Raw genomic sequence first — 16,086 nt, 5'->3', positions numbered from 1 at the left:
AACATGACAAAAGCCGACAAAGCGTGTCATTGGCCGGTCACATCCCGGAGGTTACGAGCCATGTCCATCGACAAGCGCCGCGGTGTCGCGCTGCTCGCCGCGGGGGTCCTGCTCCCGCTGCCCGTGCTGACCGGCTGCGGCTCGGACGGCGACTCCGGGGCGACCGCCGCTGTCCAGGACCTGGCCACCGCTCCCCGGGCCCAGGTGCGCCAGGGCGGCGCCCTGCGCTGGGCGCTGGACGCGCCGCCCAGCACCTTCAACGCCTTCCAGGCCGACGCCGACGCCGGAACCGAGCGGATCGCCGGCGCGGTGCTGCCCGCGCTCTTCACCCTGGACCCGCGGGGCCGGCCACGCCGCAACGCGGACTACCTCCGCTCGGCGGAGGTGGTGCGGCGGCAGCCCCGGCAGGTCGTCGTCTACGAGCTCGACCCAGACGCCGTCTGGAGCGACGGCCGCCCGATCGGCACGGCGGACTTCGCCGCCCAGTGGAAGGCGCTGCGCGGCACCGACAACGCCTACTGGACCGCCCGCAACGCCGGCTACGACCGTATCGCCAAGATCGAGCCGGAGGGAAAGCGCCAGGTCAAGGTCACTTTCGCCAAGCCCTACGCGGACTGGCGGGCGCTGTTCACGCCGCTGTACCCGCGGAGCGTCATGGGCGACCCCGACGCCTTCAACGACGCCGCCCGGGAGGGGCTGCCGGTCGGCGCCGGCCCGTTCGCCATGCGCCGGCCGCCCACAGGGGACCACCGGTCGGTCACCCTCGTCCGCAACCCCCGCTGGTGGGGTCGGCCCGCCCGGCTGGACCGGCTGGTCTTCCGCGCGGTCCCCCGCGACCAGCGAGCCGCCGCGCTGGCCGCCGGCGACCTGGACCTGGCCGGGGTCGACCCGGCCGCCGCGGGCGTCGTCCGCCGCGCCGGCCGGCCGCTCAGCGACGGCGAGCGCTCCGCGGCCGCGCTGCGCGCCTGGGTGGGGCGGTACGGGCCGCCCGCCGCGCGCGCCGATTACCAGCGGGAGCTGGCCGAGCGCGGCACCCTGCGCCGGCTGACCGTGCGCACCGCCCTGGAACCCGCGTACACCCAGCTCGCCCTCAACGGCGCCTCCGGCCCGCTGGCCGACGACCGGGTGCGCCGGGCGGTGGCCCGCGCCATCGACCGCGGGGCGCTGGCCGAGGCCGCCCTGGCGCCGCACGGCCTGCCGGCGCGACCCCTGGGCAGCCATCTGCTCATGACCGCCCAGCAGGGCTACCAGGACAACAGCGACGCGGTCGGCGTCCGGGACGCCCAGGCCGCCCAGGCGCTGCTCGCCGAGGCGGGCTGGCGGCCGGTCGGTCCCTCCGGGCATCGCAGGAACGGGACGCTCCAGGCCCACAGCGACGGCCGCGGCGGCGAGGCCGGCGCCCGCGGCGGCGCGAGCCCCACCCTGATGCGCAAGGGCAGGCCGCTGAGCCTGCGGTTCGTGCTGCCGTCCGGGCCGGGATCCGCGCAGCTGCGGGCCACGGGCGAGGGGATCGCCCGGATGCTGGACGGGATCGGGGTGCGCACCGAGATCACCACGGTCGCCGACGACAGCTACTTCCGCGACTACATCGCCTCCGGCGACTTCGACCTGGCCCTCTACTCCTGGCCCGCCACCGCCTTCCCGGCCACCGACGCCCGCCCCGTCTTCGCCAAACCGCAGGCAGCCGCCGACGGCTCCCTGGTGGTGGAGCAGAACTACAGCCGGGTCGGCACCGACCAGATCGACCAGCTCTTCGACCAGGCCGTCGCGGAGCTCGACGCCGACGCCGGCCGGACCCTGGTGACCCGAGCCGACGCCCGCATCTGGGCCGCCGCCGGGTCGATCCCGCTCTACCAGCGACCCGAGCTGGTCGCGGTCCGCAAGGACGTGGTCAACGCCGGCGCCTTCGGCTTCGCCACCCCCCGCTACCAGGACATCGGCTTCCGCACCCCGGGCACCCTCCGCCGCTGAACGCCGTAGGGCTCGCTCGCGGCGGTCGCGGCATCCCGTCCCGCCGCGACGGCGAGCGGCCACGACGTCGGAGTCCGGCGGTGCCGAACCGACCGTTCGTGCTCTGGGCCCCGTGGAAGGCGCCCCGCGCCGTAGGACTTGCTCGCGGCGGTCGCGGCATCCCGTCCCGCCGCGACGGCGAGCGGCCACGACGTCGGAGTCCGGCGGTGCCGAACCGACCGTTCGTATGCCGCGCCCGCCGGAGGCCCGGCGCTGTACGGGCGCTCGCGGCACCCCATCCCGCCGCGACGCGGAGCGGCCACGACGCCGCAGCCCGGCGGCGCCGAACCGACCGTTTCCTGTTCTGGGCCCCCGCCGGAGGTGCCCCGTGGTGCCGAACCGGCCGTTCGCGGTCTGGGCCCCCGCCGGAGGCGCTTGCGCGCCGGAGGCGGTCAAGCTCACAGTCGGCGGGCGCGCCGAGTGCCCGGCGGCCCCGTACGATGGGGTGAGGCCGTGGCGTGATCTGCCCGGCGGGCGCGCGTGCCGGACCGTACGCGTGGCCATCCACATACTCCGGGAGAAGCGCCGCTCGTATGCCCACGCGCCACGACATCCGTAACGTCGCCATCGTCGCCCACGTCGACCACGGCAAGACGACCATCGTCGACGCCATGCTCAAGCAGGCCGGTGCCTTCGCCGCGCACCAGCAGGTCGACGACCGAGTGATGGACTCGAACGACCTGGAGCGTGAGAAGGGCATCACGATCCTCGCCAAGAACACGGCGGTGAAGTACCACCCCAAGGACGGCGGGGCCCCGATCACGATCAACATCATCGACACCCCCGGCCACGCCGACTTCGGCGGCGAGGTCGAGCGCGGTCTGTCGATGGTGGACGCGGTCGTGCTGCTCGTCGACGCCTCCGAGGGCCCGCTGCCGCAGACCCGCTTCGTGCTCCGCAAGGCCCTCCAGCAGCGCCTGCCCGTCATCCTGTGCATCAACAAGACGGACCGCCCGGACTCCCGCATCGACGAGGTCGTCAACGAGACGTACGACCTCTTCCTGGACCTGGACGCGGACGAGGACCAGATCGAGTTCCCGATCGTCTACGCCTGCGGCCGTGACGGCATCGCCTCGCTGACCAAGCCCGAGGACGGCACGGTTCCGGCCGACTCCACCAACCTGGAGCCGTTCTTCTCCACGATCCTGGAGCACGTCCCGGCCCCGACGTACGACGAGACCGCGCCGCTCCAGGCCCACGTCACCAACCTCGACGCGGACAACTTCCTCGGCCGTATCGCGCTGCTCCGCGTCGAGCAGGGCGAGCTGGCCAAGGGCCAGACCGTCGCCTGGATCAAGCGTGACGGCTCCGTCGCGAACGTCCGCATCACCGAGCTGATGATGACCGAGGCGCTCACCCGCAAGCCCGCCGAGAAGGCGGGACCGGGCGACATCTGCGCGGTCGCGGGCATCCCCGACATCATGATCGGCGAGACCCTCGCCGACCCGGAGAACCCGATCGCGCTGCCGCTGATCAAGGTCGACGAGCCGGCGATCTCGATGACCATCGGCACGAACACCTCGCCGCTGGTCGGCCGCGGTGGCACCGGCAAGGGCGCGGACGCCAAGGCGGCCGTCAAGGACCGCAAGGTCACCGCCCGCCAGGTCAAGGACCGCCTGGAGCGCGAGCTGATCGGTAACGTCTCGCTGCGCGTCCTGGACACCGAGCGGCCGGACGCCTGGGAGGTGCAGGGCCGCGGTGAGCTGGCGCTGGCCATCCTCGTCGAGCAGATGCGCCGCGAGGGCTTCGAGATGACGATCGGCAAGCCGCAGGTCGTCACCAAGGAGATCGACGGCAAGACGTACGAGCCCGTCGAGCGCATGACCGTCGACGTGCCCGAGGAGCACATGGGCGCCGTCACGCAGCTCATGGGCGTCCGCAAGGGCCGTATGGACAACATGTCCAACCACGGCTCGGGCTGGGTCCGCATGGAGTTCGTCGTGCCGTCCCGCGGCCTCATCGGCTTCCGTACGGAGTTCCTGACGAACACCCGCGGCACCGGCATCGCCCACTCCATCCACGAGGGCCACGAGCCGTGGTTCGGCACCCTGACCACCCGTAACAACGGGTCTCTGGTCGCCGACCGCTCGGGCGCCGTCACCGCCTTCGCGATGACGAACCTTCAGGAGCGCGGCGTGCTCTTCACGGACCCCGGCACCGAGGTGTACGAGGGCATGATCGTCGGTGAGAACTCCCGCTCCGACGACATGGACGTGAACATCACCAAGGAGAAGAAGCTCACCAACATGCGCTCCTCCTCCGCCGACTCCTTCGAGGCGATCGTCCCGCCGCGCAAGCTCTCCCTGGAGCAGTCGCTGGAGTTCTGCCGCGACGACGAGTGCGTCGAGGTGACCCCGGAGGCGGTCCGTATCCGTAAGGTGGTCCTGGACCAGAAGGAGCGGGCCCGCACCGCCTCGCGCGCCAAGCACTCCTGACGCCCCGGCGCCCCCGTCGCGGGGGCGCCCGGTGCTCACTGTCGGCAACGGCCCGGCCCCTCTGAATCCGTTTCAGAGGGGCCGGGCTGCTGCTGTTTGAGGACCCGCTCGTCAACGGAATATCGCTACGTCCTGGTTCGGATATCGGAGCCGGGGGTCCGGATGATGCGTTAACAGTCCGTTTCGCGGGTGTCTGTCTGCGGTGCCTTTGTCCGGATTTCGAGGCTCCGCGCGTAGACGATGTGACCAAAGCGAGACCCTTTAAGTGTGGTTTACAAGGCGCGGGTGCTCAATCATGGGGTCCATCGAGCTCGGGTCAATGGGTCACGCGCTGTGGGGAGCGCTGGCCTACGAGCGCACTGGGGGGTTCCAGGTTCCGTCGCTGTCAGGGGTGTCAGCGTGCACCCGGTGCCCTCCCTCGTAGTGACAGTGGACTCCTGAGGAGGCATACCCATGCGCGGAGCCAAGAGCGCCAAGTGGGTCGCGATGGCGTCGATCGTGGCCATGGCCGCGACCGCCTGTGGCGGCGGCGGTGACAGCGACAGCGGGAAGGGAGAGGTCGACCCGAACGGTACGTACACGTACCAGAACGTCGAGCCTCAGAACCCGCTCATCCCGACCAACACGAACGAGGTCGGCGGCGGCTACATCGTCAAGAACCTCTTCCGTGGTCTGGTCGACTACGACATCGACGGCAAGCTGCAGAACCAGGCGGCCGAGAGCGTCGAGACCAAGGACAACAAGCTCTTCACGGTCAAGCTGAAGAAGGGCTGGACCTTCCACAACGGCGAGCCGATGACGGCCGCTTCCTTCGTGGACGCCTGGAACTGGGGTGCCAACGCCAAGAACGCGCAGCTGAACGCCTCTTGGTTCGCGCCGATCAAGGGCTACGACGAGGTCCACCCGGAGAAGGGCGACCCCAAGGCTGACAAGATGTCAGGCCTGAAGATCGTCAACGAGCACGAGTTCACGATCGAACTGGCGCAGCCCGTCGCGACGTTCAAGGACCGGCTGTTCTACGACGCGTTCTACCCGCTGCCCAAGGCGTTCTACAAGGACACCAAGGCCTTCGGTGAGCACCCGATCGGCAACGGTCCCTACGAGATGGACGGGGACTGGGAGCACAAGGTCCAGTTCAAGACCAAGCGCTTCAAGAACTACAAGGGCAGCGACAAGCCGAAGAACGGCGGCGTGATCTTCAAGTTCTACAACAAGGAAGACAGCGCCTACAACGACCTGGTGTCCGACAAGCTGGACATCATGTACCAGATCCCTCCGGGCAGCCTGGCGCAGTACAAGAACGACCTCGGCGACCGCGCCACGGACCAGATGTTCGGTGGCAACACCAACATCGCGTTCCCGCTGTACGACAAGGAGTGGGGCAAGCCGGAGAAGGCCAAGGTCCGCCAGGGCCTCTCCATGGCGATCGACCGCGAGACCATCGCCAAGACGGCCCTCAAGGGCTCGAAGGACCCGGCCGACGGCTGGACCCCGAAGGTCGTCGAGGGCTACCAGGCCAACTCCTGCGGTGAGTTCTGCACCTTCAACCCCGAGAAGGCCAAGAAGCTCATCAAGGAGGGCGGCGGCGTCCCGGGCGGCAAGATCACCCTTGCCTACAACGCCGACGGCTCCAACAAGGAGTGGGCCGAGGCGGTCTGCAACGACATCCGGCAGAACGCCGGTGTCGAGTGCGTCGCCGACCCCCGGTCGACCTTCCAGCAGCTGCGCACCGAGATCACCGACCGGAAGATGAACAGCGTGTTCCGGATGGCCTGGGTCCAGGACTTCCCGAACATCTCCAACTTCATCTCCGAGCAGTACCGCACCGGTGCCGGTGCGAACGACATGGAGTTCAGCGACAAGGAGCTGGACGAGCTGATGGACAAGGCCGACAAGGCCAAGACCATCGAGGAGTCGAACAAGCTCTACCACCAGGTGGAGAAGAAGCTCTCCGAGCAGATGCCCTCCATCCCGCTCTTCTTCGACCACACCAACGCCGGCCACTCCACGAAGGTGCAGAACGTCAAGTTCGACACCTTCCGCCAGGCGATCTGGACCGAGGTCGAGGTCAAGAAGTAACCGGGACACGCTTGCAGTGACGCAGGCTCAGCGGCCGCCTGCCCTCGGACATATGTCCCTGGGCCGGGCGGCCGCTGGCCCGTCGGCGACAGGAGGACAACATGGGGCGTTATGTCGCGAGGCGACTGCTCCAGATGATCCCGGTCTTCATCGGGACCACACTGCTCATTTTCCTGATGGTGTATTCGCTGCCCGGCGACCCCATCAAGGCCCTCTTCGGCTCCAAGGCAGCCGATCCGGCGACGGTCGAGAGACTGCGCCATGAGTACGGGCTGGACGACCCGCTGCTCACCCAGTACTGGAACTACCTCACCGGCCTCTTCCAGGGCGACTTCGGGCAGAGCTTCACCGGCCGGCCTGTCGCCGACCTGATGGCCGACGCCTTCCCGGTGACCATCCGGCTGGCGCTGCTCGCCTTCGCCATCGAGGTGGTCGCGGGTCTCGCCCTCGGTCTTCTGACGGGTCTCAAGCGCGGCAAGTTCCTCGACCAGTTCGTACTGGTGATCACGCTGGTCGTGATCTCCATTCCGGTCTTCGTGATCGGCTTCCTCGCCCAGTTCTTCCTGGGGATGAAGTGGGGGGTCATCACCCCGACGGTCCAGGACTCCATGAACCTGGGGCAGTTGTTCGTGCCGGCCCTGGTGCTCGGCGCGCTCTCCCTGGCGTACGTCACCCGGCTGACCCGGACCACCGTCGTGGAGAACCTGCGGGCCGACTACATGCGCACCGCCATGGCCAAGGGCCTGCCGCGACGCCGGATCCTGGGCGTGCACCTGATGCGCAACTCCCTCATCCCCGTCGTCACCTTCCTCGGCACCGACCTCGGCATGCTGATGGGCGGCGCGATCGTCACCGAGGGCATCTTCAACGTCCAGGGCGTGGGCAACACGCTCTTCCGGGCCATCCAGACCAGTGAAGGCCCCACCGTGGTCGGCATCGTGACGGTGCTCGTCCTCGTCTACCTCGTGAGCAGCCTGGTCGTCGACCTGCTGTACGCCGTCCTGGACCCGAGGATCCGCTATGCCTGAGTTCTACGATTCCCCGGCCCACACCCAGGCGGCGGTGGCGGCCGCCCAGCCCGCGCTGGACAACGAGAAGCAGGTGGACCGCAAGCACGTGGTGCCCGGTCCGGGCGACAAGGAGCGGCACGAGAAGGCCCGCAGCCTGGGGCAGGACGCCTGGCGCGAGCTGCGCCGCTCCCCGCTGTTCTGGATCTCCGCCGCGCTGCTGGTGCTGTTCATCCTCATGGCGGCCGTCCCCAGCCTGTTCACCGGCGCCGACCCCCGCCACGCCGATCTGCGCAACCACTACCTGGGCTCCCCGCAGTGGTCGCACTTCTTCCAGGACGACTGGTTCGGCTACAACGGCCAGGGTCAGAGCGTGTACGCCCGGACGATCCACGGCGCCCGCGCCTCGGTGATCGTCGGCACCTGTGTGACCCTCGCGGTGACGGTGTTCGGCGGCCTCTTCGGCATGTTCGCCGGCTACTTCGGCGGCTGGGTCGACGCCCTTCTGTCGCGCCTCACCGACGTCTTCTTCGGCATTCCGCTGCTGCTCGGCGGCATGGTCCTGCTGCAGGCGTTCACCCGCCGCACCGTGTGGACCGTGGTGTTGGCCCTCGCGGCCTTCGGCTGGATGCAGATCGCGCGCGTCATGCGCGGCGCGGTCATCACCCAGAAGCAGGCGGACTTCGTGACGGCGGCGCGCGCGCTCGGCGCCGGCACCGGCCGGATCCTCTTCCGGCACATCCTGCCGAACGCCATCGGCCCGGTGATCGTGGTGGCCACCATCGCGCTGGGCGGATACGTCTCCGCCGAGGCGACCCTGTCGTACCTGGGCATCGGCCTCCAGCCGCCGACCGTGTCCTGGGGTGTGGACATCTCCGACGCGCAGAACACCCTGCGCGACGCCCCGCATGTGCTGCTCGTCCCCGCCACCTTCCTGAGCCTGACCGTGCTGGCGTTCATCCTGCTCGGCGACGCGGTGCGCGACGCCCTCGACCCCAAGCTGCGCTGAGGGAGGCGTACGTGACCACGATCGAGAAGACCGACGCCGTGCCCGCCCCGCGCGGTGCGGACGACGACGCCACCCCGCTGCTCGAAGTCCGTGACCTGCATGTGGAGTTCCACACCCGTGACGGGGTCGCCAAGGCGGTCAACGGCGTCAACTACTCCGTCAACTCGGGCGAGACGCTCGCCGTGCTCGGCGAGTCCGGCTCCGGCAAGTCGGTGACGGCGCAGGCCATCATGGGCATCCTGGACATGCCGCCGGGGAAGATCCCGCAGGGCGAGATCCTCTTCCGCGGCCAGGACATGCTCAAGATGTCCGCCGAGGAGCGCCGCAAGCTGCGCGGCCAGAAGATCGCGATGATCTTCCAGGACGCGCTCTCCTCGCTCAACCCGGTGCTCTCCGTCGGCTACCAGCTCGGCGAGATGTTCCGGGTCCACCAGGGCCTCTCCAAGAAGGAGGCCAAGGCCAAGGCCATCGAGCTGATGGACCGGGTGCGCATCCCGGCCGCCAAGGAGCGGGTGGGGGACTACCCGCACCAGTTCTCCGGCGGTATGCGCCAGCGCATCATGATCGCGATGGCGCTGGCCCTGGAGCCGGACCTGATCATCGCGGACGAGCCGACCACCGCGCTGGACGTGACCGTCCAGGCCCAGGTGATGGACCTGCTCGCGGAGCTTCAGCGCGAGTACAACATGGGCCTGATCCTGATCACCCACGACCTGGGCGTGGTCGCGGACGTCGCCGACAAGATCGCGGTGATGTACGCCGGACGGATCGTGGAGACCGCCCCGGTGCACGAGCTCTACAAGCGCCCGGCGCACCCGTACACCAAGGGCCTGCTGGACTCCATCCCGCGCCTGGACCAGAAGGGCCAGGAGCTGTTCGCGATCAAGGGCCTGCCGCCCAACCTGCTGCGGATCCCGTCGGGCTGCGCCTTCAACCCGCGCTGCCCCCAGGCGCAGGACATCTGCCGGGAAGAGGTGCCGGTACTGCACCAGGTCACCGAGCGGGACGGCGCCGAGCTGCCGGGCCGCGGCAGCGGGTGCCACTTCTGGAAGGAGACGATCCATGGCTGAGCCGAAGAAGAACGACGAGGCCGTGGCCAAGGAGTCCGTCGAGGACGCCGTCTCCGAGGTGGAGGTGGCGCGGACCGAGACCGTCGACGAGGCGGTCGCGGCGATCGAGGCGCCGGTGGAGCGGGGGGAGCCGATCCTCCAGGTCCGCAACCTGGTCAAGCACTTCCCGCTGACCCAGGGCATCCTGTTCAAGAAGCAGGTCGGCGCGGTCAAGGCCGTCGACGGCGTCTCCTTCGACCTCTACCAGGGCGAGACGCTGGGCATCGTCGGCGAGTCCGGCTGTGGCAAGTCCACCGTCGCCAAGCTGCTGATGACGCTGGAGCGGGCCACCGCCGGCGAGGTCTTCTACAAGGGCCAGGACATCACCAAGCTGTCCGGCCGGGCCCTGAAGGCCGTGCGCCGCAACATCCAGATGGTCTTCCAGGACCCGTACACCTCGCTCAACCCGCGGATGACGGTCGGCGACATCATCGGCGAGCCCTTCGAGATCCACTCGGAGGTGGCTCCCAAGGGCGACCGGCGTCGCAAGGTCCAGGAGCTCCTGGAGGTCGTCGGCCTCAACCCGGAGTACATCAACCGCTATCCGCACCAGTTCTCCGGCGGTCAGCGCCAGCGCATCGGCATCGCCCGCGGCCTCGCGCTCAACCCGGAGATCATCATCTGCGACGAGCCGGTCTCGGCGCTGGACGTCTCGGTGCAGGCGCAGGTCATCAACCTGATGGAGAAGCTCCAGGACGAGTTCAACCTGTCCTACATCTTCATCGCGCACGACCTGTCCATCGTCCGGCACATCTCCGACCGGGTCGGCGTGATGTACCTGGGCAAGATGGCGGAGATCGGCACCGACGCCGAGATCTACGACCACCCGACGCACCCCTACACCCAGGCGCTGCTGTCGGCGGTCCCGGTCCCGGACCCCGGCTCCCGCGAGGGCCGCGAGCGGATCATCCTCACCGGCGACGTGCCCTCCCCGGCCAACCCGCCGTCGGGGTGCCGCTTCCGCACCCGCTGCTGGAAGGCCGAGGACAAGTGCGCCAAGGAGGTGCCGGTGCTGGCGATCCCCGAGCGCTTCAAGGGCGTCGACTCGCTGGCCGCCCACGCCTCGGCGTGCCACTTCGCAGAGGAGAAGGACGTCGTCCACGCCTGACCGCCCCCGCTGAGGGGCGGTGCGCCCGCTCAGGGGCCGCGCGCCGCGAGACGCCCGGGCCGATCGGTCACCGACCGATCGGCCCGGGCGTCCGTCGTACGCGTCGGCGTTCCGTGGCCGGTGGCGACGGCGGCCGGGGCGGTCGTACGGTGAAGAACGGGGGCCGGCGGTCCGACCAGAGGAGGCCCCGATGCCCGGTTCCACCACGCTCGGCCACACCCACGCGCTGGTCATGCTGAGCCACACGGACGCCGAGCGGCTGGCGACCGTGCTCCAGTCGATGGCGCGCATGCTGGACATGCCCGGCCCCAACCGGCTCAGCGACGCCCAGGTCGCCGTCCTGTGCGAGGGGCGGGTGGGCCACCGGGGCGAGCTCACCGCGTGGACCCGCGCCGTCGCGGAGCACCTGCGCGCACACCTCTGAGCCCCGCCCGGAGACCCCCGGAGCCCGCCCGCCCGGCGGGCTCGGATCACGCCGGTAGGGCGAACTCGTCCACCACATCGCTCAGCCGGCCCCGGCGGTGGAACGCCGCGCGCTGTCGCGTCGCGCCGTCGCCGGTGGCCCGCAGCCGGCCCCACACCTCGCGGACCAGCGCCAGGTCCCCGGCGGCCTCCAGACCGGGGGCGGCACGCTCGACCAGCGCGTCGACGAGCTCGACGGCGGGGCGCGGCCGGCCGCTGTGGAGGTCGACCCCGGCGCCGCCCAGACCGTCACGGGCCGCGCGCCAGTGCGCGGCGAGCAGCAGCGCGTCGGGGATGGCGGGGGCGGGCGTGCCATGCCGGACCTCGGCCAGCAGCACGGCCGCCAGCGCCCGGGCCAGGGCGGCCACCAGCAGCACCGTCTCCGGCGCGGCGCTCACGTCGGCGACCCGCAGCTCGACCGTGGGGAAGCGCTCGGAGGGACGGGCGTACCAGTAGACCATCGTGCGGTCCAGCAGCATCCCGGAGTCGACCAGGGAGTCGACCAGCGCGTCGTAGGCCGCGGCGTCCGGCAGATGCGGGGTCGGGCCGCTGCCGGGCCACTGCGCCCAGCGCATCGTCCGCCAGCTGGCGTACCCGGAGTCCTGGCCGGCGTAGAAGGGCGAGTTCCCGGCCAGCGACTGGAGGGTGGGCAGCCAGCCGCGCAGATGGTTGCCGAGCCGCACCGCGTGGTCCCGGTCGGCGACGCCGAGGTGGACGTGGCAGCCGCAGACGGCGAGCCCCTGGTCGCCGGTGGCGAGCGGGCCGTACTCGGCGACCATCCGCAGATAGCGGTCCTTGTCGGTGACCTCGGGGCGGCCCCTGGGCGGCACCACCGGGGTGCCGGAGGCCACCGCCCGGCAGCCGACCTCGGCGGCGGCCGCGGCCACGCCCGCGCGCAGCCGCAGCAGTTCCCGACGCAGGTCGCCCAGGGTGGCGACGGGTCGGGTGCGGGTCTCCAGCATGCTGGGCACGAACTCGTCGCCGACCTGGTCGCCGAGGCTCTCCCGAGCGCGCTTGATGACCACCGGGGCGCAGGGGACCGGCGCCCGTGTGGCGTGGTCCGTCAGGAGGAACTCCTCCTCGACCCCGATGGTGGGTAGGTCCTCGATCACCGCGGAGTATCCCCGTTCGCTCATGGTGAGGTGCGTCTGTGGGGTACTGCGTACTTCGGAGAACTATCTGCTCCATACCCGGCGCGGATGCCTTTCACCCGGTCGGTGGCGTGTCCTCGGGCCGGCCGGCCCGTAAGGTGCGTCACACGCCGTGTCGGAAGGGTCATGTGGGGTTAAGTCGGGAGGAATCCCGGCTTCGAGGAGGCACCCCATGCGCGGACCCGCCCGTGTCCCCCGGGCCGCCTGCGTCGCGCTGACCGTGCTGGCCGCGCCGGCCGCCGCGGGCTGCGGCGGCGGGGTCGAGGCCGACGGCATCGCCCCCGGCGTGGTGCGCTCCTCCTGGGGCGACCCGCCCAACCCGCTGGAGCCGGCCAACACCAACGAGGTCCAGGGCGGCAAGGTCCTCGACATGATCTTCCGCGGGCTCAAGAGCTACGACCCGAAGACCGGCGAGGCGCGGAACATGCTCGCCGAGCGGATCGACACCGACGACCAGCGGCACTACACCGTCACCCTCAAGCGGGGCTGGACCTTCAGCAACGGCGAGCCGGTCACCGCCCGCTCGTTCGTGGACGCCTGGAACTACGCCGCGCTGCTCGACAACAGGCAGCGCAACGCCTACTTCTTCGAGTACATCCAGGGCTACGAGAAGGTCCACCCGGACCACGGCGCCCCCACCGCCCGCACCCTGTCGGGGCTGTCGGTCGAGGACGACCGGACCTTCACCGTCACCCTGCGGCAGAGGTTCTCCACCTGGCCGGAGACGCTCGGCTACAACGCCTACGCGCCGCTGCCGCGCGCGTTCTTCGACGACCACCGGGCGTGGCTGGACAAGCCCATCGGCAACGGGCCCTACCAGGTGGCCTCGTACGACCGCGGCTGGGCGATGCGGCTGCGCACCTGGCGCGGTTACCCCGGCCCCGACAAGGCCCGCAACAACGGCGTGGACCTGCGCGTCTACACCGACGGCAACACCGCCTACACCGACCTCCAGGCCGGCAACCTCGACCTGGTCGACGACGTCCCCGCCGCCCAGCTGAAGAACGTCAGAAGCGACCTGGACGGCCGGTACGTCAACCAGCCCGCCGGCATCCTGCAGACCCTCGCCTTCCCGTTCTACGACAAGGACTGGACCGGGCCGGGCGCGGTCAAGGTGCGCACCGGCATCTCGATGGCCATCGACCGCGAGCAGATCACCCGGCGGATCTTCGCCCGCACCCGCACCCCCGCCACCGACTGGACCTCCCCGGTCCTCGGCCCGGACGGCGGCTACCGGGCCGGGCTGTGCGGGCCCGCCTGCCGCTACGACCCCGCGCGGGCACGCCGGCTGATCGAGGAGGGCGGCGGGCTGCCCGGCGGGCGCATGACGATCACCTACAACGCGGACACCGGCTCGCACCGGGAGTGGGTGGACGCGGTCTGCCACAGCGTCAACAACGCGCTGCGCCGGGACCGGGCGTGCGTCGGCAACCCCGTCGGCACCTTCGCCGACTTCCGCAACCGCATGGCCGCCAAGGCGATGAAGGGCCCCTTCCGCGCGGGCTGGCAGATGGACTACCCCCTGATCCAGAACTTCCTCCAGCCGCTGTACTACACCGACGCCTCCTCCAACGACGGCCACTGGAGCGACCGGGAGTTCGACCGGCTGATCGACCGGGCCAACGCCGAGTCCGACCCCGTCCTCGCGGTGCGCGAATTCCAGCGGGCCGAGGAGGTGGTGCGGGACCAGATGGCGGCCATCCCGCTCTGGTACCAGAACGGCAGCGCCGGCTACTCCAGCCGACTGCGCGACGTCGCCCTGAACCAGTTCAGCGTCCCCGTCTACCACCAGATCAGGGTCGGCTGAGCGATGCGCCGCCATGTGCTCCGGCGACTGCTCCAGATGATTCCGGTGTTCCTCGGCAGCACCTTCCTCATCTTCTTCATGGTCTACGCGCTGGGCGACCCGGTCGCCGCCCTCTTCGGCGACCGGGCCCCCGACCCCGCCACCGCCGCCCGGATCCGCGCCGAACTCCACCTCGACGAGCCGCTGTGGAAGCAGTACCTGCTGTACATGGGGCAGATCTTCCGGGGCGACTTCGGCACCGCCTTCAACGGCGACGAGGTCACCGCGCTGATGGCCCTCTCCTTCCCCGTCACCCTGCGGCTCACGCTGGTCGCCGTCTTCATCGAACTGCTCGTCGGCATCAGCCTCGGCGTCCTCACCGGACTGCGCCGCGGACGCGCGCTGGACAGCTCGGTGCTGCTGCTGACGCTGGTCGTGGTCTCCGTGCCCACCTTCGTCAGCGGCTATGTGCTCCAGCTGCTGTTCGGCGTGGAGTGGGGCTGGGTGAGCCCCACGGTGCCGCCCGGAGCGCCGCTGGGCGAACTGCTGCTGCCCGGGCTGGTGCTGGCGCTGACCTCGCTGGCGTACACCACCCGGCTCACCCGCACCTCGATCGTCGAGAACGCCCGCGCCGACCATGTGCGCACCGCCGTGGCCAAGGGGCTGCCGCGGCGCCGGATCATCACCCGCCATCTGCTGCGGACCTCGCTGATCCCGGTGGTGACCTTCATCGGAGCCGACATCGGCGCGCTGATGGGCGGCGCCATCGTCACCGAGCGGATCTTCAACATCCACGGCGTGGGCTACCAGCTCTACCAGGGCATCCTGCGGCAGAACTCGCCCACCGTGGTCGGCTTCGTGACCATCCTGGTGCTGATCTTCCTGCTGGCGAACCTGCTCGTCGACCTCCTGTACGCCGTGCTCGACCCGAGGATCCGCTATGCCTGAGCAGCCCCCGTACGACGGTCGCGAGGCCATCGCACCCACCGGCGGCGGCGCGCTGGACCTGGCCACCGGCGAGGCCGAGACGCTGGAGCGCGGGCCCGGGAAGCGGCGGCGCGGCGACCCGTCGGAGCGGCCCCGGGGGCTGTGGTCGGACGCCTGGCACGACCTGATCCGCAACCCGGTCTTCGTAATCTCCGCCCTGCTGATCCTCTTCCTCCTGGTCATCGCCGTCTGGCCGCAGTCCGTCGCCACCGGCGATCCGCTCCACTGCGAGCTGGCCCGGGCCCAGGAGGGCGCCTCGCCCGGCCACCCCTTCGGCTTCGACGCGCAGGGCTGCGACGTCTACACCCGCACCGTGTACGGAGCGCGTGCCTCCATGACCGTCGGCGTCTGCGCCACCGCCGGCGTCCTGCTGCTGGGCGGCCTGCTCGGCGGGCTGGCCGGCTTCTACGGCGGCTGGGGGGACGCGCTGCTGTCCCGGGTGGCGGACGTCTTCTTCGGCATCCCGATCGTGCTGGGCGGGCTGGTGTTCCTCTCCGTGGTGACCGGGGGATCGATCTGGCCGGTGGTCGGCTTCATCGTGCTGCTGGGCTGGCCGCAGCTGGCCCGCATCGCGCGCGGCTCGGTGGTCACCGTCCGGGAGACGGACTATGTGCAGGCCGCGCGGGCGCTCGGGGCGGGCGACGGCCGGCTGCTGCTGCGCCACATCGCCCCCAACGCCGTCGCCCCGGTCATCGTGGTGGCGACCATCGCGCTGGGCACCTACATCGCGCTGGAGGCGACGCTGTCCTTCCTCGGCGTGGGGCTCAAGCCGCCCACCGTCTCCTGGGGCATCGACATCTCCGCCGCCTCCAGCCACATCCGCAACGCCCCGCACATGCTGCTCTGGCCGGCCGCCGCGCTGAGCCTGACGGTGCTGGCGTTCATCATGCTCGGCGACGCGGTGCGCGACGCCCTCGACCCCAAGCTGCGCTGAGGAGTTCGC

General features: G+C 70.5%; 12 protein-coding genes. 11 read left to right on the top strand and 1 reads right to left on the bottom strand.

Annotated features, from left to right (window positions below):
* The first annotated feature begins 60 nt into the window (after positions 1-60).
* The 8 genes from LRS74_RS11490 (at position 61) to LRS74_RS11455 (ending at position 11,181) form a co-directional block, all read left to right on the top strand.
* The gene (locus tag LRS74_RS11490) at positions 61-1,971 is read left to right on the top strand and encodes an ABC transporter family substrate-binding protein (protein WP_277740919.1); all 1,911 of its coding nucleotides are present in this window, start codon (positions 61-63) and stop codon (positions 1,969-1,971) included.
* Positions 1,972-2,543: 572 nt separating this feature from the next.
* Positions 2,544-4,445 carry a translational GTPase TypA gene (typA, locus tag LRS74_RS11485; protein ID WP_277740918.1) on the top strand — a complete coding sequence of 634 codons (1,902 nt, stop codon included), beginning with the start codon at positions 2,544-2,546 and terminating at the stop codon, positions 4,443-4,445.
* Between the two features lie 453 nt (positions 4,446-4,898).
* Positions 4,899-6,524, top strand: a complete 1,626-nt coding sequence (locus LRS74_RS11480; RefSeq protein ID WP_277740917.1) for an ABC transporter substrate-binding protein — start codon at positions 4,899-4,901, stop codon at positions 6,522-6,524.
* Positions 6,525-6,625: 101 nt separating this feature from the next.
* Positions 6,626-7,552, top strand: a complete 927-nt coding sequence (locus tag LRS74_RS11475; RefSeq protein WP_144381324.1) for an ABC transporter permease — start codon at positions 6,626-6,628, stop codon at positions 7,550-7,552.
* Positions 7,545-8,540, top strand: a complete 996-nt coding sequence (locus tag LRS74_RS11470) for an ABC transporter permease (RefSeq protein ID WP_277740916.1) — start codon at positions 7,545-7,547, stop codon at positions 8,538-8,540. Before LRS74_RS11475 ends, LRS74_RS11470 begins: the two co-directional genes overlap by 8 nt.
* Positions 8,541-8,551: 11 nt before the next feature.
* Positions 8,552-9,610: an ABC transporter ATP-binding protein gene (locus tag LRS74_RS11465; protein WP_277740915.1), complete on the top strand. Its 1,059-nt coding sequence runs from the start codon at positions 8,552-8,554 to the stop codon at positions 9,608-9,610.
* Positions 9,603-10,757 carry a dipeptide ABC transporter ATP-binding protein gene (locus tag LRS74_RS11460; protein WP_277740914.1) on the top strand — a complete coding sequence of 385 codons (1,155 nt, stop codon included), beginning with the start codon at positions 9,603-9,605 and terminating at the stop codon, positions 10,755-10,757. Before LRS74_RS11465 ends, LRS74_RS11460 begins: the two co-directional genes overlap by 8 nt.
* Positions 10,758-10,947: 190 nt before the next feature.
* Positions 10,948-11,181 carry a hypothetical protein gene (locus LRS74_RS11455; RefSeq protein ID WP_277740913.1) on the top strand — a complete coding sequence of 78 codons (234 nt, stop codon included), beginning with the start codon at positions 10,948-10,950 and terminating at the stop codon, positions 11,179-11,181.
* A 46-nt stretch (positions 11,182-11,227) separates the two neighbouring features.
* On the opposite strand, the gene LRS74_RS11450 is transcribed toward LRS74_RS11455, so the two are convergent.
* Complete coding sequence (locus LRS74_RS11450; protein WP_277740912.1) at positions 11,228-12,355, bottom strand: glutamate--cysteine ligase; 1,128 nt, start codon at positions 12,353-12,355, stop codon at positions 11,228-11,230.
* Between the two features lie 187 nt (positions 12,356-12,542).
* Here LRS74_RS11450 and LRS74_RS11445 point away from each other — a divergent pair, with 187 nt between their 5' ends.
* The 3 genes from LRS74_RS11445 to LRS74_RS11435 are packed head-to-tail and all read left to right on the top strand — an operon-like array spanning position 12,543 to position 16,077.
* Complete coding sequence (locus tag LRS74_RS11445; protein WP_277740911.1) at positions 12,543-14,177, top strand: ABC transporter substrate-binding protein; 1,635 nt, start codon at positions 12,543-12,545, stop codon at positions 14,175-14,177.
* Between the two features lie 3 nt (positions 14,178-14,180).
* Complete coding sequence (locus LRS74_RS11440) at positions 14,181-15,104, top strand: ABC transporter permease (protein ID WP_277740910.1); 924 nt, start codon at positions 14,181-14,183, stop codon at positions 15,102-15,104.
* Positions 15,097-16,077 (top strand): ABC transporter permease, encoded by a 981-nt coding sequence (locus LRS74_RS11435; protein WP_277740909.1) that lies wholly within the window; start codon positions 15,097-15,099, stop codon positions 16,075-16,077. The genes LRS74_RS11440 and LRS74_RS11435 overlap by 8 nt, the downstream gene beginning before the upstream one ends.
* Positions 16,078-16,086 lie beyond the last annotated feature (9 nt).

Source organism: Streptomyces sp. LX-29, assembly GCF_029541745.1.
Taxonomy (GTDB): Bacteria; Actinomycetota; Actinomycetes; order Streptomycetales; family Streptomycetaceae; genus Streptomyces.
The sequence above is the reverse complement of the archived record's forward strand: the minus strand, read 5'-3'. Positions and strand labels throughout refer to the sequence as shown.

Coding starts and splice junctions, on each gene's coding strand:
- LRS74_RS11490 (WP_277740919.1), top strand. CDS start 61: ATGTCCATCGACAAGCGCCGCGGTGTCGCGCTGCTCGCCGCGGGGGTC.
- typA (WP_277740918.1), top strand. CDS start 2,544: ATGCCCACGCGCCACGACATCCGTAACGTCGCCATCGTCGCCCACGTC.
- LRS74_RS11480 (WP_277740917.1), top strand. CDS start 4,899: ATGCGCGGAGCCAAGAGCGCCAAGTGGGTCGCGATGGCGTCGATCGTG.
- LRS74_RS11475 (WP_144381324.1), top strand. CDS start 6,626: ATGGGGCGTTATGTCGCGAGGCGACTGCTCCAGATGATCCCGGTCTTC.
- LRS74_RS11470 (WP_277740916.1), top strand. CDS start 7,545: ATGCCTGAGTTCTACGATTCCCCGGCCCACACCCAGGCGGCGGTGGCG.
- LRS74_RS11460 (WP_277740914.1), top strand. CDS start 9,603: ATGGCTGAGCCGAAGAAGAACGACGAGGCCGTGGCCAAGGAGTCCGTC.
- LRS74_RS11455 (WP_277740913.1), top strand. CDS start 10,948: ATGCCCGGTTCCACCACGCTCGGCCACACCCACGCGCTGGTCATGCTG.
- LRS74_RS11450 (WP_277740912.1), bottom strand. CDS start 12,355: ATGAGCGAACGGGGATACTCCGCGGTGATCGAGGACCTACCCACCATC.
- LRS74_RS11445 (WP_277740911.1), top strand. CDS start 12,543: ATGCGCGGACCCGCCCGTGTCCCCCGGGCCGCCTGCGTCGCGCTGACC.
- LRS74_RS11440 (WP_277740910.1), top strand. CDS start 14,181: ATGCGCCGCCATGTGCTCCGGCGACTGCTCCAGATGATTCCGGTGTTC.
- LRS74_RS11435 (WP_277740909.1), top strand. CDS start 15,097: ATGCCTGAGCAGCCCCCGTACGACGGTCGCGAGGCCATCGCACCCACC.